Annotated in this window: 16 protein-coding genes; 7 read left to right on the plus strand and 9 right to left on the minus strand. The window is 69.0% G+C overall.

Going from position 1 to position 22,020, the window contains the following annotated elements; genetic code table 11:
* The first annotated feature begins 14 nt into the window (after positions 1–14).
* Both BW41_RS13240 and infB (BW41_RS13245) read left to right on the plus strand, forming a co-directional pair.
* Positions 15–749, plus strand: coding sequence for a DUF448 domain-containing protein (locus tag BW41_RS13240; RefSeq protein ID WP_037535000.1), 735 nt, complete (start codon positions 15–17; stop codon positions 747–749).
* Positions 746–3,589 (plus strand): translation initiation factor IF-2, encoded by a 2,844-nt coding sequence (infB, locus tag BW41_RS13245; protein WP_037535001.1) that lies wholly within the window; start codon positions 746–748, stop codon positions 3,587–3,589. The genes BW41_RS13240 and infB (BW41_RS13245) overlap by 4 nt, the downstream gene beginning before the upstream one ends.
* A 36-nt stretch (positions 3,590–3,625) precedes the next feature.
* Here the strand turns inward: infB (BW41_RS13245) and infB (BW41_RS13250) are convergent, their stop codons facing one another.
* The 5 genes from infB (BW41_RS13250) to rimP form a co-directional block, all read right to left on the minus strand.
* Positions 3,626–6,469 (minus strand): translation initiation factor IF-2, encoded by a 2,844-nt coding sequence (gene infB / locus BW41_RS13250; RefSeq protein ID WP_037535001.1) that lies wholly within the window; start codon positions 6,467–6,469, stop codon positions 3,626–3,628.
* The gene (locus BW41_RS13255; RefSeq protein ID WP_037535000.1) at positions 6,466–7,200 is read right to left on the minus strand and encodes a DUF448 domain-containing protein; all 735 of its coding nucleotides are present in this window, start codon (positions 7,198–7,200) and stop codon (positions 6,466–6,468) included. Before BW41_RS13255 ends, infB (BW41_RS13250) begins: the two co-directional genes overlap by 4 nt.
* Before the next feature lie 105 nt (positions 7,201–7,305).
* Positions 7,306–7,548, minus strand: a complete 243-nt coding sequence (locus BW41_RS13260) for a tautomerase family protein (RefSeq protein ID WP_037534999.1) — start codon at positions 7,546–7,548, stop codon at positions 7,306–7,308.
* On the minus strand, positions 7,548–9,179 hold the full coding sequence (nusA, locus tag BW41_RS13265; RefSeq protein ID WP_037534998.1) for a transcription termination factor NusA: 1,632 nt from the start codon (positions 9,177–9,179) through the stop codon (positions 7,548–7,550). Before nusA ends, BW41_RS13260 begins: the two co-directional genes overlap by 1 nt.
* A 1-nt stretch (position 9,180) precedes the next feature.
* Complete coding sequence (gene rimP / locus BW41_RS13270) at positions 9,181–9,768, minus strand: ribosome maturation protein RimP (RefSeq protein ID WP_037534997.1); 588 nt, start codon at positions 9,766–9,768, stop codon at positions 9,181–9,183.
* 220 nt (positions 9,769–9,988) lie between these two features.
* On the opposite strand from rimP, the gene BW41_RS13275 reads away from it, so the two are divergent.
* Positions 9,989–11,128, plus strand: a complete 1,140-nt coding sequence (locus BW41_RS13275) for a PQQ-dependent sugar dehydrogenase (RefSeq protein WP_037534996.1) — start codon at positions 9,989–9,991, stop codon at positions 11,126–11,128.
* Positions 11,129–11,390: 262 nt separating this feature from the next.
* Positions 11,391–12,218, plus strand: a complete 828-nt coding sequence (locus BW41_RS13280; RefSeq protein ID WP_037534995.1) for a shikimate 5-dehydrogenase — start codon at positions 11,391–11,393, stop codon at positions 12,216–12,218.
* Positions 12,219–12,245: 27 nt separating this feature from the next.
* Here the strand turns inward: BW41_RS13280 and BW41_RS13285 are convergent, their stop codons facing one another.
* Complete coding sequence (locus BW41_RS13285) at positions 12,246–12,641, minus strand: PaaI family thioesterase (RefSeq protein ID WP_037534994.1); 396 nt, start codon at positions 12,639–12,641, stop codon at positions 12,246–12,248.
* Positions 12,638–13,063 (minus strand): PaaI family thioesterase, encoded by a 426-nt coding sequence (locus BW41_RS13290; protein WP_037534993.1) that lies wholly within the window; start codon positions 13,061–13,063, stop codon positions 12,638–12,640. Before BW41_RS13290 ends, BW41_RS13285 begins: the two co-directional genes overlap by 4 nt.
* A gap of 89 nt (positions 13,064–13,152) precedes the next feature.
* Between BW41_RS13290 and BW41_RS13295 the strand changes: the two genes are divergently transcribed.
* Positions 13,153–13,932 (plus strand): crotonase/enoyl-CoA hydratase family protein, encoded by a 780-nt coding sequence (locus BW41_RS13295; RefSeq protein ID WP_037534992.1) that lies wholly within the window; start codon positions 13,153–13,155, stop codon positions 13,930–13,932.
* A gap of 106 nt (positions 13,933–14,038) precedes the next feature.
* Here the strand turns inward: BW41_RS13295 and BW41_RS13300 are convergent, their stop codons facing one another.
* Positions 14,039–14,305: a hypothetical protein gene (locus tag BW41_RS13300; RefSeq protein ID WP_037534991.1), complete on the minus strand. Its 267-nt coding sequence runs from the start codon at positions 14,303–14,305 to the stop codon at positions 14,039–14,041.
* A 139-nt stretch (positions 14,306–14,444) separates the two neighbouring features.
* Complete coding sequence (locus BW41_RS13305; protein ID WP_037534990.1) at positions 14,445–15,818, minus strand: DEAD/DEAH box helicase; 1,374 nt, start codon at positions 15,816–15,818, stop codon at positions 14,445–14,447.
* Positions 15,819–16,191: 373 nt separating this feature from the next.
* Between BW41_RS13305 and BW41_RS13310 the strand changes: the two genes are divergently transcribed.
* On the plus strand, positions 16,192–19,608 hold the full coding sequence (locus BW41_RS13310; RefSeq protein WP_051583491.1) for an autotransporter domain-containing protein: 3,417 nt from the start codon (positions 16,192–16,194) through the stop codon (positions 19,606–19,608).
* 316 nt (positions 19,609–19,924) lie between these two features.
* On the plus strand, positions 19,925–22,020 hold a 2,096-nt coding region (locus BW41_RS21275; RefSeq protein ID WP_051583493.1), incomplete at its 3' end, for a hypothetical protein.

Here is a 22,020-nt window from a genome sequence, read left to right on the forward strand (position 1 = left end):
ACGCGAGGCCGCACATGACCGATCCCGTCCGCAAGTGCATCCTCACCCAGGACCGCGATCATCGCGAGAATCTCATCCGGCTGGCGATCGCGCCCGACGGACAGGTGCTGCCCGACGTACGCGCCAAGGCCCCCGGTCGCGGCGCGTGGATCGGCGTCACCCGCGCCGCGCTGGAAGAGGCGATCGCCAAGAAGAAGCTGCGCGGCGCGCTCGCCCGCGCCTTCAAGGGCGCGGAGCTCGTCATCCCTGACGACCTGCCCGAGCGGATCGCCACCGCGCTCGAACGCAATGCGCTCGACCGGCTCGGTCTCGAATCGCGGTCGGGCCTGTTGCTCACCGGATCGGAGAAGATCGAGACCGCGGCGCGCGCCGGGCAATTGCACGCGCTCTACCATGCCGCGGACGCGGGCAGCGACGGCAACCGCAAGCTCGACCAGGCGTGGCGGATCGGCGCGGATCGCGAAGGATCCGCGCTGCGAGGCGTTGTTTTGCCGATGCCGCGCCCCATATTGTCGTTGGCGCTGGGCCGCGAGAATGTGGTACACATCGGCCTGACCGACCGCGCTGCCGCCGCGCGGGTGAGCGATGCGCTCGACCGCTGGCTGCATTTTATCGGACCTGAACCCACTCCCGTGCCTTGCGAAACGGCCTCGCAAGGCGCATCGGCGCCCGGACTTTCCTCAGCGACTCTGAGGGATGCATCCGACGGGCTGCGACCGGCCGTAGACGTGAACGAGGAATTTGAGTGAGCGACACCGACAACGATAAGCCGAAACTTGGCATGCGCGCACCCTTGGGGTTGAAGCGCACGGTCGAGACCGGCCAGGTGAAGCAAAGCTTCAGCCACGGCCGGTCCAATACGGTGATCGTGGAAACCAAGAAGCGGCGCGTTCTCGGCCGTCCGGGCGAGGCACAGGCCGCGCCCGAGCCGCAGGTCGAGGCGCCCGTCGCCGCGCCTGCTCCGGCGCCCCGCCCCGCCCCTGCCCCGCGCCCGGCGCCGTCGAACGAGACGCCGCAGGAGCGTCAGGCACGCCTGCTGCGCGAAGCGGAAGACCAGCGGATGCACGCGCTCGAGGAAGCGCGTCGCCGCGAGGAGGCCGCGCGCGTCCAGGCCGCGGAAGACGAGCGCGCCCGCGCCGCCGAAAAGGCTGCCGCGGCCGCCGCTGCTGCCGCCGCACCGCCGGCACCGCCGCCCGCGCCCGAGCCCGCACCGGTCGAGCCGACCCCGGCTCCGGTCGCCGCGGCTCCGGCGCCCGCTCCCGTCGTCGTGCCGACGCCGGCCGGCCGTGGCTTCCGCCCGGTCGAGCGCGCCGTGCCGCCCGCGCCGGTCGAGGCGCCCGTACCTGCGCCGGCACCCGAGCCGGTCGCCGCACCCGCTCCGGCACCGACGCCCGCCCCCGCGCCTGCTCCGGTCGCCGCCGCGCCGGCGCCCGCGCCCGCGCCTGCCCCGATCGTCGGCTTCGGTCGCGACCCGTCGCTGCCTGCGCCGCGCCGCTTCTCGCCGGTCGCCCGTCCCGAGATTCCCAAGCCGCAGCCCAAGCCTGCGCCGGCTCCCACGCCTGCGCCGACGCCGGCCGCGACCACCGCGTCGGGCAATGCCGGTGGCGCCGCCTCGCGCAGCCTGCCCTCGGGCCAGGCGACGCCGCGCAACGCGCCGCCGAGCCGGCCGACGCAGCGCGACCGCAAGGGCGACGAACGCCGCGGCGGCAAGCTAACGGTCAATCGCGCGCTCGGCGACGATGGTGCGCGCTCGCGCAGCCTCGCCGCGCTCAAGCGTGCGCGTGAGAAGGAAAAGCGTCACTTCGGCGGCCCGCGCGAACAGCAGGCCAAGCAGATCCGCGACGTCCAGGTGCCCGAGGCGATCACCGTCCAGGAACTCGCCAACCGTATGGCGGAAAAGGGCGCCGATCTGGTCAAGACGCTGTTCAAGATGGGCATGCCCGTCACAATGACGCAAACGATCGACCAGGACACCGCCGAGCTGCTGGTGACCGAATTCGGCCATAACATCGTCCGCGTCAGCGACAGCGACATCGACCTGGCGCTCGACACCGGCGAGGATGCCGACGACACGCTGCGTCCGCGTCCGCCGGTCGTCACGATCATGGGTCACGTCGATCACGGCAAGACCAGCCTGCTCGACGCGCTGCGCGGCACCGACGTGGTGCGCGGCGAGGCCGGCGGCATCACGCAGCATATCGGCGCCTATCAGGTGACGCTCAAGGACAAGTCGAAGGTCACCTTCCTCGACACGCCGGGCCATGAGGCGTTCACGCAGATGCGCGCCCGCGGCGCCGACGTCACCGATATCGTCGTGCTGGTCGTCGCTGCCGACGACGGGCTGATGCCGCAGACGATCGAGGCGATCAACCACACCAAGGCGGCCGGCGTGCCGATGATCGTGGCGATCAACAAGATCGACAAATATGAGGCGAATGCCCAGCGCGTGCGCGAGCGGCTGCTCGAACATGAGGTAGTGGTCGAGGAAATGGGCGGCGACGTCCAGGACGTCGAGGTGTCCGCGCTAAAGAAGACCGGGCTCAACACGCTGATCGAGAAGATCCAGCTCCAGGCCGAGCTGCTCGAACTGCGCGCCAATCCCGATCGCCCGGCAGAGGGCACGGTGATCGAGGCGAAGCTCGACAAGGGCCGCGGCCCGGTCGCGACGATCCTCGTCAACCGCGGCACGCTCAAGGTCGGCGACGTGTTCGTCATCGGCGCGGAAAGCGGCAAGGTCCGTGCGCTGATCGACGACAAGGGCCGTCAGGTGAAGGAAGCCGGCCCGGCGATGCCGGTCGAGGTGCTCGGCATGACCGGCGTCCCCTCGGCAGGCGATCCGTTGCAGGTCGTCGAGAGCGAGGCGCGCGCCCGCGAGGTCGCCGAATATCGCCAGAGCGTGCTGACGCAGAAGCGCACCACCACCGCGCCGGCGAGCCTGGAGAGCATGTTCTCCGCGCTCAAGGCGAATGCGGCGATCGAATATCCGCTGGTGGTCAAGGCCGACACCCAGGGTACAGTCGAGGCGATCGTGGCGTCGATCAACAAGATCTCGACCGATCTCATCAAGGCCCGCGTGCTGCACTCGGGCGTTGGTGGCATCACCGAGAGCGACGTGACGCTGGCCGGGGCATCGGGCGCGCCGATCATCGGCTTCAACGTCCGCGCCAATGCCAAGGCCCGCGAGATCGCCGATCGGCAGAAGGTGGCGTTGAAATATTACGACGTCATCTACGACCTCATTGACGAGATCCGCGCCGGCATGGCGGGCGAGCTCGGGCCGGAAGCGTTCGAGACGGTGGTCGGCCGGGCGGAGATCCGCGAGGTCTTCTCGGCGGGCAAGCACGGCAAGGCGGCGGGTCTGCTCGTCACCGAAGGTGTCATCCGCAAGGCGCTCAAGGCCCGTATCACCCGCAACGATGTCATCATCTATCAGGGTGAGATCGCCAGTCTGCGTCGCTTCAAGGACGATGTCGCCGAAGTGCGCGCCGGTCTGGAATGCGGCGTGACGTTCACGCAGAATTTCGTCGACATCAAGTCGGGCGACTATCTCGAAACCTTCGAGGTCGAGATGCGCGAACGGACCCTCTAAATACGGTCCCTCTCCCAGATGGGAGAGGGACCGTATTTAGAGGGTCCGTTCGCGCATCTCGACCTCGAAGGTTTCGAGATAGTCGCCCGACTTGATGTCGACGAAATTCTGCGTGAACGTCACGCCGCATTCCAGACCGGCGCGCACTTCGGCGACATCGTCCTTGAAGCGACGCAGACTGGCGATCTCACCCTGATAGATGATGACATCGTTGCGGGTGATACGGGCCTTGAGCGCCTTGCGGATGACACCTTCGGTGACGAGCAGACCCGCCGCCTTGCCGTGCTTGCCCGCCGAGAAGACCTCGCGGATCTCCGCCCGGCCGACCACCGTCTCGAACGCTTCCGGCCCGAGCTCGCCCGCCATGCCGGCGCGGATCTCGTCAATGAGGTCGTAGATGACGTCGTAATATTTCAACGCCACCTTCTGCCGATCGGCGATCTCGCGGGCCTTGGCATTGGCGCGGACGTTGAAGCCGATGATCGGCGCGCCCGATGCCCCGGCCAGCGTCACGTCGCTCTCGGTGATGCCACCAACGCCCGAGTGCAGCACGCGGGCCTTGATGAGATCGGTCGAGATCTTGTTGATCGACGCCACGATCGCCTCGACTGTACCCTGGGTGTCGGCCTTGACCACCAGCGGATATTCGATCGCCGCATTCGCCTTGAGCGCGGAGAACATGCTCTCCAGGCTCGCCGGCGCGGTGGTGGTGCGCTTCTGCGTCAGCACGCTCTGGCGATATTCGGCGACCTCGCGGGCGCGCGCCTCGCTCTCGACGACCTGCAACGGATCGCCTGCCGAGGGGACGCCGGTCATGCCGAGCACCTCGACCGGCATCGCCGGGCCGGCTTCCTTCACCTGACGGCCCTTGTCGTCGATCAGCGCACGGACCTTGCCGCTTTCCGCGCCGATGACGAACACGTCGCCGACCTTGAGCGTGCCGCGGTTGACGAGGATCGTCGCGACCGGGCCGCGGCCCTTGTCGAGCTTCGCCTCGATCACCGTGCCCTCTGCCGGGCGATCGGGATTGGCGCGCAGTTCGAGCAGCTCGGCCTGGAGCTGGATCTTCTCGATCAGCGTGTTGAGCCCGGTCTTCTTTAGCGCGGACACCTCGACGTCCTGGACGTCGCCGCCCATTTCCTCGACCACTACCTCATGTTCGAGCAGCCGCTCGCGCACGCGCTGGGCATTCGCCTCATATTTGTCGATCTTGTTGATCGCCACGATCATCGGCACGCCGGCCGCCTTGGTGTGGTTGATCGCCTCGATCGTCTGCGGCATCAGCCCGTCGTCGGCAGCGACGACCAGCACGACGATATCGGTGACGTCGGCGCCGCGGGCGCGCATCTGCGTGAACGCCTCATGGCCCGGCGTGTCGAGGAAGGTGACCTTCGACTTGTCCTTGAGCGTCACCTGATAGGCGCCGATATGCTGCGTGATGCCGCCGGCCTCGCCGCGCACCACGTCGGTGCCGCGCAGCGCGTCGAGCAGGCTGGTCTTGCCGTGATCGACGTGACCCATGATCGTGACGACCGGCGGACGCGGACGCAGCGTGTCGTCGGCATCCTCGCCGGTGTCGAGCGCCAGGTCGATGTCGCTGTCGCTGACGCGGACGATGTTATGGCCGAATTCGGTCACCAGCAGCTCGGCGGTGTCCTGGTCGATCGTTTGCGTCATTGTGACGGGCATGCCCATCTTGAACAGCGTCTTGACCAGATCGGCGCCCTTTTCCGCCATACGGTTGGCGAGTTCCTGGACGGTGATCGCCTCGGGCACCTGGACGTCGCGGATCTGCTTGGCCTGCTGTTCGCGCGGGCCGCCGAAGTGACGCTTTTCCTTCTCACGCGCACGCTTGAGCGCGGCGAGGCTGCGCGAGCGCGCACCATCGTCGCCGAGCGCGCGATTGACCGTTAGCTTGCCGCCGCGGCGTTCGTCGCCCTTGCGGTCGCGCTGCGTCGGCCGGCTCGGCGGCGCGTTGCGCGGCGTCGCCTGGCCCGAGGGCAGGCTGCGCGAGGCGGCGCCACCGGCATTGCCCGACGCGGTGGTCGCGGCCGGCGTCGGCGCAGGCGTGGGAGCCGGCGCAGGCTTGGGCTGCGGCTTGGGAATCTCGGGACGGGCGACCGGCGAGAAGCGGCGCGGCGCAGGCAGCGACGGGTCGCGACCGAAGCCGACGATCGGGGCAGGCGCGGGCGCGGGCGCCGGCGCGGCGGCGACCGGAGCAGGCGCGGGGGCGGGCGTCGGTGCCGGAGCGGGTGCGGCGACCGGCTCGGGTGCCGGCGCAGGTACGGGCGCCTCGACCGGCGCGGGCGGCACGGCGCGCTCGACCGGGCGGAAGCCACGGCCGGCCGGCGTCGGCACGACGACGGGAGCGGGCGCCGGAGCCGCGGCGACCGGAGCCGGGGTCGGCTCGACCGGTGCGGGCTCGGGCGCGGGCGGCGGTGCCGGCGGTGCGGCGGCAGCAGCGGCGGCCGCGGCAGCCTTTTCGGCGGCGCGGGCGCGCTCGTCTTCCGCGGCCTGGACGCGCGCGGCCTCCTCGCGGCGACGCGCTTCCTCGAGCGCGTGCATCCGCTGGTCTTCCGCTTCGCGCAGCAGGCGTGCCTGACGCTCCTGCGGCGTCTCGTTCGACGGCGCCGGGCGCGGGGCAGGGGCGGGGCGGGGCGCCGGAGCAGGCGCGGCGACGGGCGCCTCGACCTGCGGCTCGGGCGCGGCCTGTGCCTCGCCCGGACGGCCGAGAACGCGCCGCTTCTTGGTTTCCACGATCACCGTATTGGACCGGCCGTGGCTGAAGCTTTGCTTCACCTGGCCGGTCTCGACCGTGCGCTTCAACCCCAAGGGTGCGCGCATGCCAAGTTTCGGCTTATCGTTGTCGGTGTCGCTCACTCAAATTCCTCGTTCACGTCTACGGCCGGTCGCAGCCCGTCGGATGCATCCCTCAGAGTCGCTGAGGAAAGTCCGGGCGCCGATGCGCCTTGCGAGGCCGTTTCGCAAGGCACGGGAGTGGGTTCAGGTCCGATAAAATGCAGCCAGCGGTCGAGCGCATCGCTCACCCGCGCGGCGGCAGCGCGGTCGGTCAGGCCGATGTGTACCACATTCTCGCGGCCCAGCGCCAACGACAATATGGGGCGCGGCATCGGCAAAACAACGCCTCGCAGCGCGGATCCTTCGCGATCCGCGCCGATCCGCCACGCCTGGTCGAGCTTGCGGTTGCCGTCGCTGCCCGCGTCCGCGGCATGGTAGAGCGCGTGCAATTGCCCGGCGCGCGCCGCGGTCTCGATCTTCTCCGATCCGGTGAGCAACAGGCCCGACCGCGATTCGAGACCGAGCCGGTCGAGCGCATTGCGTTCGAGCGCGGTGGCGATCCGCTCGGGCAGGTCGTCAGGGATGACGAGCTCCGCGCCCTTGAAGGCGCGGGCGAGCGCGCCGCGCAGCTTCTTCTTGGCGATCGCCTCTTCCAGCGCGGCGCGGGTGACGCCGATCCACGCGCCGCGACCGGGGGCCTTGGCGCGTACGTCGGGCAGCACCTGTCCGTCGGGCGCGATCGCCAGCCGGATGAGATTCTCGCGATGATCGCGGTCCTGGGTGAGGATGCACTTGCGGACGGGATCGGTCATGTGCGGCCTCGCGTCGCCGGCACGGCGTGACGCGCAGGCATATGCGATCCCGCGGTCACCCGCGGGTCGCGTCGCCCGTCGCCAATCTGCTGGAGCCCTAGCGTCTCATTGTGAGGGAACCGCATGCGCGTCCTCCCTCGATGGCGGCGGGGCGGCGGGGGCGTCGCGGTCGGCGATCAGCTGGCCGCCGGCGCCGTAATTCTCGGTCGAGACCTCGTCGATCACGACCTGGACCGCGGCCGGGTTCTTGCCCAGCCGCGTCACCAGCGATGCGGTGACGTCGGCGACGATCCCCGCCTTCTGCTCGCGCGTGGCGCTGCCCGCCAGTCGGATCGAGACGAACGGCATCAGGCCTGTCCGTCCGCCGCGTCGGCGTCGGCATGGGCTTCGGCTTCGGCAGGAGCCTCCTCGTCGGCGAACCAATGCTGGCGCGCCGCCATGATGATCTCGTTGCCCTGCTCGTCGCTGAGGCCATATTCCGCGAGGATGCCGCCCTTCGGCTCGGGGCGCTTGGGCGCGTCCTCGTTGCGGCGGCGCGGTTCGACGCGCTTCTTCTCGACCAGCTCGTCGGTGGCGAGATCGGCGAGATCGTCGAGCGTCTTGATCCCCGCCTTGCCGAGCGTGACCAGCATCGCCTCGGTCAGATAGGGCATGTCGATCAGCGCATCCTCGACGCCGAGCGCGATCCGCTCCTCGCGATTGGCGGCCTCGCGGCGATCGAGCGCTTCCTGCGCGCGGCTCTGCAATTCCTGGCCGAGGTCCTCGTCGAAGCCCTCGATGCCGGCGATCTCGTCGAGCTCGACATACGCGACCTCCTCGAGCGCGCCAAAGCCTTCGGCGACGAGCAGCTGCGCCAGCGTCTCGTCGACGTCCAGCTCGTTCTGGAACATCTCGGTGCGCTCGGTGAATTCCTTCTGGCGCTTCTCGCTCGCATCCTGCTCGGTGAGGATGTCGATCGCCTTGCCGGTCAACTGGCTGGCGAGGCGGACGTTCTGGCCGCGGCGACCGATCGCGAGGCTGAGCTGGTCGTCGGGGACGACGACCTCGATCCGCTCCTCTTCCTCGTCGATCACGACGCGGCTGACCGACGCCGGCTGCAACGCATTGACGACGAAGGTGGCGATATCGGGAGACCAGGGGATGATGTCGATCTTCTCGCCCTGCATCTCCTGCACGACGGCCTGGACGCGGCTGCCCTTCATGCCGACGCAGGCGCCGACCGGATCGATACTGCTGTCGCGGCTGATGACGCCGATCTTGGCGCGGCTGCCCGGATCGCGCGCGGCGGCCTGGATTGTGATGATGCCGTCGTAGATCTCGGGCACTTCCTGCGCGAACAGCTTCTTCATGAAGTCGGGGTGCGCGCGGCTGAGGAAGATCTGCGGGCCGCGGTTCTCGCGGCGGACGTTGAGGATCAGCGACCGGATGCGGTCGTTGACGCGCACCACTTCGCGCGGGATCTGCTGGTCGCGGCGGATGACGCCCTCGGCGCGGCCGAGGTCGACGACGACATGGCCGAATTCGACGCGCTTGACGACGCCGGTGATGATTTCACCCTGGCGATCCTTGAACTCTTCATACTGGCGGTCGCGCTCGGCGTCGCGCACCTTCTGGAAGATGATCTGCTTCGACGCCTGCGCCTGGATGCGGCCGAATTCGATCGGCGGCAGCGGATCGACGATATAATCGCCGACGACCGCGCCCTTCTGGAGCTTCTGCGCCTGATTGACGTCGACCTGCTTGAAATAATCGTCGACCGCCTCGACCACCTCGACGACGCGCCACAGCCGCAGATCGCCGGTGTTGGGATCGAGCTTGGCGCGGATGTCGTTCTCGATGCCGTAGCGCGTCTTCGCGGCGCGCTGGATCGCCTCTTCCAGCGCCTCGATGACGATGCTCTTGTCGATCATCTTCTCCGAAGCGACCGAATTGGCGATCGCGATCAGTTCCGCGCGGTTGGCGGTGGCGACGGTGGCCATCTTACTGCTGTCCTTCGTTCAGGGCATGGGTGTCGTTGCTGTCGGTGTCGTCGGACACCTCTTCGAATTCGTCGGCGCCGTCCGAAGACAAAGGCGCGGTGGCGGCGAGCAGCCGGTCGGTGATCGTCAGCTTGGCGTCGTGGACCTGGTCGAGCGCGACCGTCATCGGCTGGTGGCCGCGCACATCGATCGTCACCCTGTCGCCGTCGATGCCGACGATGTCGCCGGTCAGGATCTTGCGGTTGTCGATCTTCTCGACGAGCGTGATCTTCGCCTCATGCCCGGCCCAGTTGGCATAGTCCTGCGGGCGGGTCAGCGGCCGGTCGATGCCGGGCGACGACACCTCGAGCCGATAGGCGTCCGGAATCGGGTCCTTGCCCTCGGCTTCGAGGGCGTCGAGCCGGTCGGAGATGCGGCGCGACAGGTCGGCGCAATCGTCGATCGTCAGCTGGCCGGTGTCGGGGCGCTCGGCCATCACCTGCAGGGTCGGGTCGGACTTGCCGCCGAACATCTTCACGCGCACGAGGTCGAAACCCAGCGCGCGGGCCTCGGGTTCGATCAATTGCGTGAGAAGGGCGATGTCCGCCATGCAGGCTCCAGAAATCATGCGGCTGCCCGCCGCCGGGAAAGGATTGCGGCTGCCGCCGCGGGAATATGCGTCTTCGCCGCCGCGGGGGAGATCCTCCGCAGCCTCTTTCACCTGACGATGTAAGAGAAGGCAGCCGTCATATACGCCGACCTGTCGGGCGATACAAGCATCCATCGTTGTCGCCGGAGCGTTTGCGACCGGGTGTATCCGGGAGACTCACATGCGCCTCACTCTGCTCGCCACCCTGCCGCTCGCCTTGCTCGCCGGTGCGGGCGCCCCTTCGATCGCGGCAGCGGGGCAGGCGGGGGAGACGCCGCCCTCGGCCAAGCCGTTCCGCGAGACGGTGATCGCCGATTTCGTCTCGCCCTGGGCGATCGCCTTCCTGCCCGACGAGCGCATCCTCGTCACCGAAAAGGCGGGGCAGATGATCCTGCTGTCCGCCGACGGCAAGCGCCGCCAGACGATCGCGACGCTGCCCGTCGACAGCGCCGGGCAGGGCGGGCTGATGGATGTCGTTCCCGCGCCCGATTTCGCGACCAGCCGGCGAATCTATTTCAGCTATTCGGCGAAGGGCGCGGGCGGCAAGGGCGTCGTGCTGGCGCGCGGCCGGTTGCGCGACGACGGCCGGGGTGGCGACCGGCTCGGCGAGATCGAGGCCGTGTTCCAGGCGCGGCCGTTCGTCGCGGGGGACGGCCATTATTCCGGCCGCATCGCCTTTGCACCCGATGGCCAGTCGCTGTTCTTCACCAACGGCGAACGGCAGAAGTTCACGCCGGCGCAGGATCCGCAGGCGACGCTCGGCAAGGTGTTGCGGCTGACGCTCGACGGCAAGCCCGCGCCGGGCAACCCGCTCGCCGTCAAGGGCTTCGCGCCGGAGGTATGGAGCTATGGCCATCGCAACCTGCTCGGCATCGCCTTCGACGGCGCGGGGCGGTTGTGGGAGCAGGAGATGGGGCCGAAGGGCGGCGACGAGCTCAACCTGATCCTGCCCGGCCGCAACTATGGCTGGCCGACCGTATCGAACGGCAGCCATTACGACGGCCGCGACATCCCCGATCATGCGCCGGGCGACGGCTATGAGCCGCCCAAGGTCTGGTGGAACCCGGTGATCTCGCCGGGCGGGCTGATGATCTATTCAGGAAATCTCTTCCCGCAGTGGAAGGGCGATGCCTTCATCGGCGGCCTGTCGTCCCAGTCGCTCGTCCACGTCGACCTCGACGGCCAGACCGCGGGCAAGGCGGACCAATGGCCGATGGGCGCGCGCATCCGCGACGTAGACCAGGGGCCCGACGGCGCGATCTGGCTGATCGAGGACGGCGGCAAGTCGGCGGGGCGGTTGATCCGGTTGACGCCGCGGTAGGGGGCGGATCGGCCGAACGTGGCCTCTGTGAACAGGGAGCATGGTCTTCAATGACTGTGTTCCTGCGAAAGCAGGAACACAGGGTCAAGCAGACAACGCCATGTAGCGTTTGCGGCCCTAGGCTCCTGCTTGCGCAGGAGCACTGACACGGTTTTGCCGAGGCCTCGAACCGATGTGGAGAGACGGTTTGCCTTGCACCGGTCATCGCGTCTCCGGCGCCGCTGTTGTTGGCGACGCGCCATGGAGCGCCTATCACCGCCGCATGACGACACCCCCCAAACCCCTGATCGGCCGCGACACCCGGTTGTGCATGTCGCTGTCGGCGCGGCCGAGCAATTTCGGGACGCGCTTCCACAACCGGCTCTACGAGCTGTGCGGCCTCGACTATGTCTACAAGGCGTTCACCACCACCGATCTGCCCGCCGCGATCGGCGGCATCCGCGCGCTCGGCATCCGCGGCTGCGCGATCTCGATGCCGTTCAAGGAAGCGGTGATCCCGCTGCTCGATCGCCTGGAGGGATCGGCGGCGGCGATCGACAGCGTCAACACGATCGTCAACGACGATGGCCGGCTGACGGGCTACAACACCGATTATTCGGCGGTGCGCACGCTGGTCGAGCAGGCCGGCATCGATCCGGCGGCGCGTGTGATGCTGCGCGGTTCGGGCGGGATGGGCAAGGCGGTGGCGACGGCGCTGCGCGATGCCGGGCTGACCGATGGCGTCATCGTCGCGCGCAATGCCGAGCGCGGGCAGGCGCTCGCCGCCTCGGTCGGCTGGCGCTGGGCTGCGGAGGTGGCGGCGGAGCGCGCCGACCTCCTCGCCAATGTCACGCCGCTCGGCATGGAGGGGGCGGATGCGGATGCGCTCGCCTTTCCGGCGGAGACGATCGCCGCGGCCGGGATCGTCCTCGATGCGGTGGCGCTGCCGCCCGACACGCCGCTGCTCCGCGCCGCGCGCGCGGCGGGCAAGACGGTGATCACCGGCGCGGCGATCGGGACGTTGCAGGCGCTCGAACAATTCGTGCTCTACACCGGGGTGACGCCGACCCCCGAACAGGTCGCCGAGGCGGAGCGGGTGGCGCGGGGGTAAGACCTGAGAGATGCCGGTCGGTCCGAGCTACTCCCGCACGATCAGATAGTTCATCCGCGCGCTGGCAATCGGGCGGGCGCGGTCGTCCTGCCAGGCCAGCGCCTCGACATTGGCGATCCGCGTACCGAGCCGGGTGACGATCCCCTCGGCATGGGTCGGCTTGTCGCGGCCGCCGCGCATGAAGTCGACGGTGACGTTGACCGGCTTGATCCGCCCGCCGCCCTCACCGGCGAGCGCATGTTGCAGCGAGACGATCGCCGCGACCTCGAGCAGCCCGGCGATCGCGCCGCCGTGCAGGAAGCCGGGCCGGCCGAGCACCGCGTCGCGGAACGGCAGCAGCAGCGTCGGCGCGGCGCCGTCGCGCGGGGTGAGGGTGATGCCGAGCAGCTCGGCATACGGCGGCAGCGCGTCGAGCGGGCTCATGCCGCGCGGTCCATCAGCATGAAGGTGCCCGCGACCTGTGCGAGCGGATCGTCGGGCGTCTCGTCATAGGCGATGCCGCGGACGAAGGCGATCGAGCGGGTCAGCCGCAGGCATTCGCCGCGGCCGATCACCGTCCGCCCCGGCACCGCCGGCCGGAGATAGTCGACCCGCAGGTCGAGCGTCGCCTGCGGCGCGAACCGGTCGCGCTTGACCCACACGGCGATGCTCGTCGCCATGTCCATCAGCGCGATGATCGGGCCCGACGCCAGCACGCCGCTCGCCGGATCGCCGATCAGCGCGTCGCGATAGGGCAGGGCGAGCTCGACCCAGCCGGGCCCTTTCGCATGATAGACGATGCCGAGCGCACCGGCATGGCCGCCGAAGCGGTGCGCCATGAATGCGTCGATGTTGAAGCCGCTCATCGCATTGTCTCTACACGCCATCCGCAGTAGCGCAACGCACCGGGGTAGCGTCCGAGGCCGGATCGGGCCCCCTGCTGTGGGAGAGAGTCTTGCACGATCGCGTCACCCTCGCCGTCGCCGATGGCATCGCCGACGTCCGCCTCGCCCGGCCTGACAAGATGAACGCGATCGACCCGGCGATGTTCGAGGGCATCGGCGCGACGATCGATGCGCTCGCCGACCGCCGCGACGTGCGCTGCGTCGTGCTGTCGGGCGAGGGACGCGGCTTTTGCGCCGGGCTCGACATGGCGAGCATGGCGCAGGGCGGATCGGGCGTCGCGACGACGCGCAACGCCGCCGGCGCGATCCTGCCGCAGCATGTCAGCTGGGGCTGGCGGCAATTGCCGATGCCGGTGATCGCTGCGGTGCACGGCGTCGCCTTCGGCGGCGGCTTCCAGATCATGGCCGGCGCGGACATCCGCATCGCCGCGCCCGACACGCGCTTCGCGATCCGCGAGCTGCATTGGGGGCTGGTGCCCGACATGGCGGGCTTTGCGCTGTGGCGCGGATCGGTGCGCGACGACGTGCTGCGCGAATTCGTCTATACCGCGCGGGAATTCGCCGCCGACGAAGCGCTGGCGCAGGGCTTCGTGACGCGGCTCGACGCCGATCCGCTGGCGGCGGCACTGGCGCTCGCCCGCACGATCGCCGGGCGCAGCCCGCCGGCGATCCGCGGTGCCAAGCGCCTGCTCAACATGGCGCATGATGCCGATCCGCGGACGATGCTCGCCGCGGAAACCGAGGAGCAGCTCAAGGTGATCGGCCGCCCGGCGATGATGGAGGCAGTCGCCGCCAATCTCGCCAAGCGCCCGCCGGTGTTCGACGATTGACCACGGAGGCAGCGCCCGGTCCCACCCCCCTCTCCCGGTGGGAGAGGGAGGAGACGGCGAAGCCGGCGATAGGGTGAGGGCAGGGCGGAACGCCGCCTGCGATCCGTTAGAGAACCACTGTCTCCGGCTTCGCCTCGTCGATCGCCGCCAGCACCATCCGCTCCCACACCGCCGGGTCGCCGGCCGCGGCCATCCTGCGGTCGGGTTCGCGCAGTGTGCGCAGCACCGCGCGCGCGTCATCGAGATAGTCGCGCCACGCCCCGTCGACCTGATCGCCGGCGCTCTCGGCATCGCCGCCGGCATTGGCGCTGATCCGCTGCCCGGCGAGCACGCGGGCGATCCGTTCGGGCAGCGGGGTGGTGGAAACGTCCATGGCAGTCTCTCCTCTGGGGGAGTCAATGCGCCACGCGGCGGCGGGTTGCCCCGAACGCAAACGGCCCCGCAGGATCGCGCCTGCGGGGCCGTTCGAATATCCATGCGACGCGACGCAGGTGCGCCGCAGCCGATGCGGCTTAGCGCGCCGCGCCGGCGCCCTGGCCGCGACCACCGCCGCCGCCCGAGCGACCACCACGACCACCGCCGCCACCGCCACGCTGGCCGCCACGGCTCGCATTGGCGTAGTTGCGCGTCGCGGTCGGCGCGTGCGTCGCCCGCGGGCGCGCCGGCTGACGCTGGCCACGCGGCAGGTCGGCGCGCGGCGCGGGATCGGCGCCGATCGCCTTGACGCGGGTCGCCTTGATCTCGTTTGACAGCGCGGTGAAATTGTCCGGCAGCGGCCGCACCGTCACCTTCTGGCGGGTCAGCTTCTCGATGTCCTTCAGATAGGCGCGCTCGTCATCCGCGCAGAAGGCGATGGCGATGCCGCTGTTGCCGGCCCGCGCGGTCCGCCCGATGCGGTGGACATATTGCTCGGCGACATTCGGCAGCTCGAAGTTGATGACGTGGCTGACCCCCGACACGTCGATGCCGCGCGCGGCGATGTCGGTGGCGACCAGCACCTTGGTCTTGCCGTCCTTGAACTCGCCGAGCGCGCGCTCGCGCTGGCCCTGGCTCTTGTTGCCGTGGATCGCATTGGCGGCGATGCCGTTGCCGGCGAGCAGCTTCACGACGCGGTCGGCGCCATGCTTGGTGCGGGTGAAGACCAGCGCGCGGTTGATCGTCGGATCCTGCAGCGTCAGCGTCAGCAGCGCCTGCTTCTCCGTCTGGTTGACGAAGGTGACATATTGGTCGACGCGCTCGGCAGTGGTCGAGGCGGGGACGACCGACACCGTCTTCGGCTCGTGCAGGAACTGGTTGGCGAGTTCGCGGATCGCCACCGGCATCGTTGCCGAGAAGAACAGCGTCTGGCGCTTGCGCGGGATCATCCGCACGATCTTCTTGAGCGCGTGGATGAAGCCGAGGTCCATCATCTGGTCGGCTTCGTCGAGCACGAGGATCTCGATCATCGACAGGTTGCACATGCCCTGTTCGACGAGGTCGATCAGGCGGCCAGGCGTGGCGACGAGGATGTCGACGCCGCGGCTGAGATCCTGCCGGTTCTTGTTGATGCTGGTGCCGCCGAACACGGTCGCGACCGACAGCTTGCTGAACTGGCCGTAGCCGCGCGCATTGTCGGCGATCTGGCTGGCGAGTTCGCGCGTCGGCGCGAGGACGAGCATGCGGACGTGGGTCGGCAGCACGCGCTTCTGCGCGGCGGCGAGTCGCTGGATCGACGGCAGCACGAAGGCCGCGGTCTTGCCGGTGCCGGTCTGGGCGATGCCGAGCAGGTCGCCGCCTTCGAGCAGGATCGGGATCGACTGCGCCTGGATCGGCGTCGGGTTGGTATAGCCTTTGGCTTCGAGCGCGCGGACAAGCGGCTCGGCGAGGCCGAGATTGGCGAAGGTCATGAAACAACTTCCAAAACGGGCCCAACCCGCGCGCCGGTGTCCGGACCGGACACGGCTCGCAGGGGGCGGGGAAAACTGACACCCCGCGTGAATAGGGAAGCCCTGAGCATATCGACCGAGGCGGAGCCGGGGGTGGCCAGGCCAACCCGTTCACGCTGCATGACGCCTCGATGCAGCGGATGTGCGCTGCATTGCGGCAAAAGTCAAGGTGCCGGGGGCTGGTGTTGCGGGTCCGACACGATCTGACCGATATGGATCATTAAGAAAGATGCAACCATGGCGACGACTTGACAGGTTTGTGACCATATCTGACACATTGCATGGGTCAGCCGGAGCGGGAGAGCCGTCCGGTACGATCAGGGGGAAATACTGTATGAGCCACACGCCGCTGCGTCGCCTGTCGCGATACGTCCTGCTCGCCTCGACGGCGATGATCCTCACGCCGGTAGCGGCGCAGGCACAGGCGAGGACGTCCGATCTGCTCGACGGGCTGAAGACGGCTGCCCCGATCGCCGCGCCTGCGGCGCGCGAGGTTCTGCTGCAGCCGCCGCATGCTCAACCCCAGATCGTCATCTCCGATCCCGGCACGCCCAAGTCGGATCTCGACCAGGGCGTCAACGGCGTCGGGCAGATGATCATCGACCAGACGCCGACGGATCAGAACTACAAATATATCTACATGTGCACAGGCACGCTGATCAATCCGCGCACGGTTCTGTTCGCGGCGCATTGCGTCAACGAAGCACCCGACGGCACCGCGATGAACCCGTGGAATTACGGCACGGCGGCCGGGCAGTTGCCGATCGGGTTCGGGTTCGAAGCCAATACTCGGCCCGGTGTGCAGAACTGGCTTTACGGTGGTCATGCGACCAACGCCGACAATCATTTCTACAACGTCAGTCAGGTCGTCTATAACTCGCAGTCGCTCGCCTTTGGCATGAACAAGAACTTCATGCAGGCCGACATCGCGCTGGCGACCACCGATACGCCGGTTCCCGACGTGCCGACCTGGACATTGCTGTTCTCGCCGCTCCCGGCACCCGCAGCGATCGACGATACCACCGGCACCGGATATCACGTCACCGTCACCGGCTATGGCAAGAACGGTACGGGTACCACCGGCAGTACCGGCGCCATCGACTTCCGTCGTCGCGTCGCCGAAAATTATATCGGTGTGCTCGGCTCGATCGACGATTTCTATTACGGCCTGTTCGGCGGCAATGCCGGTTTCCCGGCCAACCTGTATCAGCTCGACTTCGACGACCCGACCCGCAAGGCGCCGGGCGATTATAATCTCTTCAAGGACAAGGCGCTGCCGCACGAAGGCCTGACCGCCTCCGGCGATTCGGGCGGGCCGCTGATCCTCGATCAGACGTTCAAGCGCGGCGGCACCAACCTATCGACGGTGATCGGCGTGCTGTCGGGAAGCTACACCTTCTCTGGCCAGAAATCGGCGGGCTACGGCACGACGTCCTTCTACCAGCCGCTATATCTCTATTGGGACTATATCGTCGCCAACAACCCCTATCGCTATGTCGGCGCAGTGGCTGGGGACGGCAAATGGAGTGACGCCAGCCACTGGGTCACCCGGCTCGATCCGGCCTATCAGATCATCGCCGACGGCCAGCTCGTCAATGGCGTGCCGACGACGCCGGGGCTCGGCACCGCCAACGATACGCAGAACAAGTTCGGGCAGGTGTGTGACCAGGAACCGCGCATCGGCTACGACCAATGCTACGATCTCCACACCGGCGTCACCTATGTCGACGGCAAGCCGGTCGCCGCCACGCAGCAGGGCGAGGCCGATGGCGGCCGCGCGGCGGGGACGTGGATCGGCTCTCCATCCAGTGCCGCGGACGCCAGGACCGCAGCGCTGCCGACGCCGACGCTCGCCAACGGCCTGCCCGGCGCGACCGGCTTCGTGCCCGACAATATCGATCCCGATGCCGCGACGCAGCGCAGCGGACGCTATTTCGACGTGACGCTGGCTGCGGCCGGTACGACGACGCTCGATACCGCGGCGACGGTCGACCAGTTCACGATCAGCGGCGATGCCGCCAAGCTGGCGATCACCCGTGCGGGGTCGCTGACCAGCCTGATCGCCGTCAACCAGTATAGCGGCACGGTCAGCGTCGACGGCCAGCTGTCGACGCCGGGCGATTACTTCCTTCTGCAAGGCCTGCTCACCGGCAGCGGGCGGATCAACACGCCCTATCTCACCAGCGTCGCCGGCCTGATCGCGCCGGGAACGCTGGGGACGATCGGCACGCTGACGATCGGCGGCAATCTCATCCTCGCCTCGGGCAGCCGCGTGCTGATCGACGTCGGGCCGAACGGCACGTCCGACCGGATCGCCGTGGTCGGCACCGGCGCCGACGACGGCTTTGCCGCGCTAGGCGGCCGCGTCGGGCTGGCGCCGGTCGCCGGCCATATCCTGCGCTACAATGATCGCTACACGATCGTCACCGCGACCGGCGGCGTCATCGGCCAATTCGACGGGGTCGTGCCGATCTCCGCGATCCTCAAGCCGGAGCTGCTCTATTCCGATACGGCGGTGCAGGCGCATGTCGTCGCCGGCAGCTATGCGAGCGTCGTCGCCAACACGCCGATCCAGACCGCCTTCGCCGGATTGCTCGATCGCGACCGCGGCCAATATGCCAGGCTCGCCGGCCTCTACGGCGTGCTCGATCTCCAGAATGCGGCGACGATCCGCACGACGCTGGAGGGGCTGGCGCCGCGCACCACGCCGCTCGTCCAGGGCATGGGCATCGTCGCGACCGACAATGTCGCGCGCTATTACCGCCAGCATCTCGGCGCGATCGACGCGCGCCAGCCGCTGTCGGGGACGCTGACGATGACGGGCCAGCCGCTGCAATTCGCCGCGCTGATGGCGCGCGATCTGCCGATGGCGCAGGCCACCGCGAGCGACGCCACCACCACGGTGCGCGAAAACGTGCTGCCGGAGAACGTCAACGTCTTCATCGCCGGCGGCTATGTCGACGGCAGCAGCCGCAGCCTGCGCGACGCCAGCCCGGCGGGCGGGCGCGACTCGTTCGACGGCTTCTACGTGGTCAGCGGCATCGAGACGAAGGTCAGCGACACCAGCGTGCTCGGCTTCGGCTTCGGCTTCACCAAGCTCGACGGCACCACTGGAGGCGTCGCGCAGCATGCGGTCGGCGAGCTGTTCCAGGGTACGCTGTTCGGCAAGGCGCAGGGCAGCCGCGGTCAGCTGCTCGACGCGCAGGTCAGCGCCGGCGTGTTCCAGGCGAGCACGCGGCGCAGCGTCGCGCTGGCAGGAATCGGCGAAACGCTGCGCAGCCGCGACGACGCCTTCGCCCTGTCCGCCGAAGTCGGCGTCGGCCAGCAATTCGATCTTGCCGGCCTGCAGGTCGGTCCGCGCCTCGCCGCCCGCGTCAGCCATATCGGCTTCACGCCGACGGTCGAAACGGGCGGGGACGGCGCGCTGCGCTTCGATCGCTACTCGCTGGACAGCGCCCAGGCACGTGCCGGTGTGCAGATCGCCGGCGGGGAGGCGATCAAGCCGTTCGGCTCGGTCTATTACGTCCATGATTTCGAGGATCGGCCGGGCGTGTTCACCGCCAATTTCATCGGCGGCACGCCCTCGGCGGCCTTCCGGCTGGCGAGCCAGGATCATGACTGGGTCGAGCTGACCGCGGGCCTGTCCTACACCACCGACCGTGTCAGGCTATCGCTCAGCGCCGACACCACCGCGCTGCGCCGCGACGTGCGCAACCAAGCCTATCATGGTGCGGTGACCTTCAAATTCTGATCCGGCCGGGTCGCGCCCGCCGCAGCGAAATCTAAGCAGCGGCGGGATCGACTATAGCTTTGGAAGAATGGCCCATCGCCCATAGCGGGCCGCGGTGCCACGACAGACATTGAGGCGGTTGGAACCTCGCGCCGTCCGGTGCCGATATCCAAGGAACGCGCGTCGTGCGGGATGACGGCCTTGCGGTACGCTTTGCGAGGGGGGCTGCTCGCCATCCGCCCACCAAAGCCTCATCCCACCCGACCACCGCGTCAGGTTGCAGCCGGCGCAATCGTGATGAAATCGGTCTGACACAATCCGACCCGAAGGCGCGGCGATGAGCAGCCCTTCTTATCCCGCGTCCTGCCTGCTCGCGCTGCTGGTCGGTGGCGCGCTGGCGCCTGCGGCGGCGGCGCAGAGCGGCGGCGCGCCGGCCGCGCAGCCGGCGACCCGCACCGCCGCGCCCGCCACCGCGCGCGACGAGGATATCGTCGTCACCGGCCGCGCGGTGCCCGGTGCGGTGATCGGCGACATTCCCGCCGAGAACCGCCTCTCGCCCGCCGATATCGCCGGCTATGGCGTCGGCACCGTCACCGAATTGCTCGACCAGATCAGCGGCCAGACGCAGAGCGATCAGGGTCGCGACAGCAGCAGCGGCCCTGTCGTGCTGGTCAACGGCAAGAGGATCTCCGGCGTCAACGAGATCGGCGACCTGCCGACCGAGGCGATCCTGCGCGTCGACATCCTGCCCGAGGAGGTCGCGCTCAAATATGGCTATGACGCGCAGCAGAAGGTCGTCAATCTCATCCTGCGGCGGCGGATCCGCACCACCGTCGCCAATATCGGCGGCGGCGGCTCGCTGGCGGGGCAGGGCGAGAAGGCCAGGGCCGACGTCACCTATACCCGCATCCACGACAACGACCGGGTCAATGTCGCCGCGCGCGTCGAATCGACGGCGTCGTTGCGCGAGAGCGAGCGCGGCCTGATCTCGGCGACCGGCGCGATCGATCCGACCGGACGGATCGCCGACGACACCGCCTATCGCACGCTCGTGCCGGCGACGCGGACCTGGTCGCTCAACGGTGCGGTCGCGCATCAGGTGAGCGACGCGGTGACCGCCTCGCTCAATGCCGGTGCAAGCTACGCCACCAGCGCCGCCCTGCAGGGGCTGGCGACCGCGACGCTCGACGTCACCGCCGACAATCCCTTCGCCATCAGTATGTCGGATACCACGATCAACCGCTATCTCGACACGCAGGCGCTGCGCCAGGATACCGCGACCGCAAGCGGGCATCTCGGCGCGACGCTCAACGCCGATGTGTCGACGCGGTGGAAGCTGTCGGTGATCGCCAATTACGATCACGGCGACACGCGCACCGTGACCGACCGCGGCTATGATACGGCCGCGCTGCAACAGGCGATCGCGGCGAACGCCATCGCGGTGGATCCGTACGGCCCGCTCTCCGCCGCCTTGCTCGGGCCGTTGCAGCGCGAGCGGGCGGTGGCGCGATCGGACGCCGGCAGCGCCAGCGCCGTGCTGATGGGGCGGCTGTTCGCGATGCCGGCGGGCGACGTCCGTGTGTCGCTGCGGCTGGGCGGCGACGTCAGCGCTTTGCGCTCGTCGACCGCTTATGCCGGCGTCACCCGGACGAGCGCGGCGACGCGCACCACCGGGCGCGGGCAGATCAGCCTCGACGTGCCGCTGACCAGCCGGCGCAGCGGCTTCCTCAGCGGTCTCGGCAACCTCACCGCCAATCTGAACGCGGGTGCGACGCGGGTCGCCGATTACGGTACGCTCGCGACCTTCGGCTATGGGCTCAACTGGACGCCGCGCACCGGGATCAGCGTGATCGCCTCGGTCAACGAAGATCGCGTCGCGCCGACGTTGCAGCAGCTCAATGCGCCGGTCGTCGTCACCCAGGCGCGCGTCTACGATGCGGTGACGGGCGCGACGGTGACGGTGTTGCAGAGCACCGGCGGCAATGCCGCGCTCGCCGCCGACGATCGTCACGTCGTCAAGCTCGGCGTCGCGCTCAAGCCGTTCCCGCGGCGCAATCTGTCGCTTTCGGCCAATTACATCAACAGCCGCCCGCGCAATCCGATCGGCACGCTGAGCGGCGCGACCGCCGCGACCGAAGCGGCCTTCGCCGAGCGCTTCACCCGCGACGACACCGGCATGCTGACCGCGGTCGACAGTCGCGCGGTCAATTTCGCGCGCGAGGATCGCGAGGAGATCCGCTGGGGGGTGAACCTTACGGGCATCCTGCGCGCGCCGCGGCGGCCCCATACCGTCGTCGGGCGGCGGCCCCGGCGGCGGGCCGTCGCCCTCGTCCCGTCGCCGGCCTTCGACGACGATATCCTCCCCGGCCGCGGGCTCGCCGGCCGCGGGATCGCCGGCGGGCGGGGGATCGCGCGCCCCGGCCGCGGCCGCCC

The sequence above is a fragment of the Sphingomonas sp. RIT328 genome (assembly GCF_000632225.1).
In the GTDB taxonomy this organism is placed as follows: domain Bacteria; phylum Pseudomonadota; class Alphaproteobacteria; order Sphingomonadales; family Sphingomonadaceae; genus Sphingomonas; species Sphingomonas kyungheensis.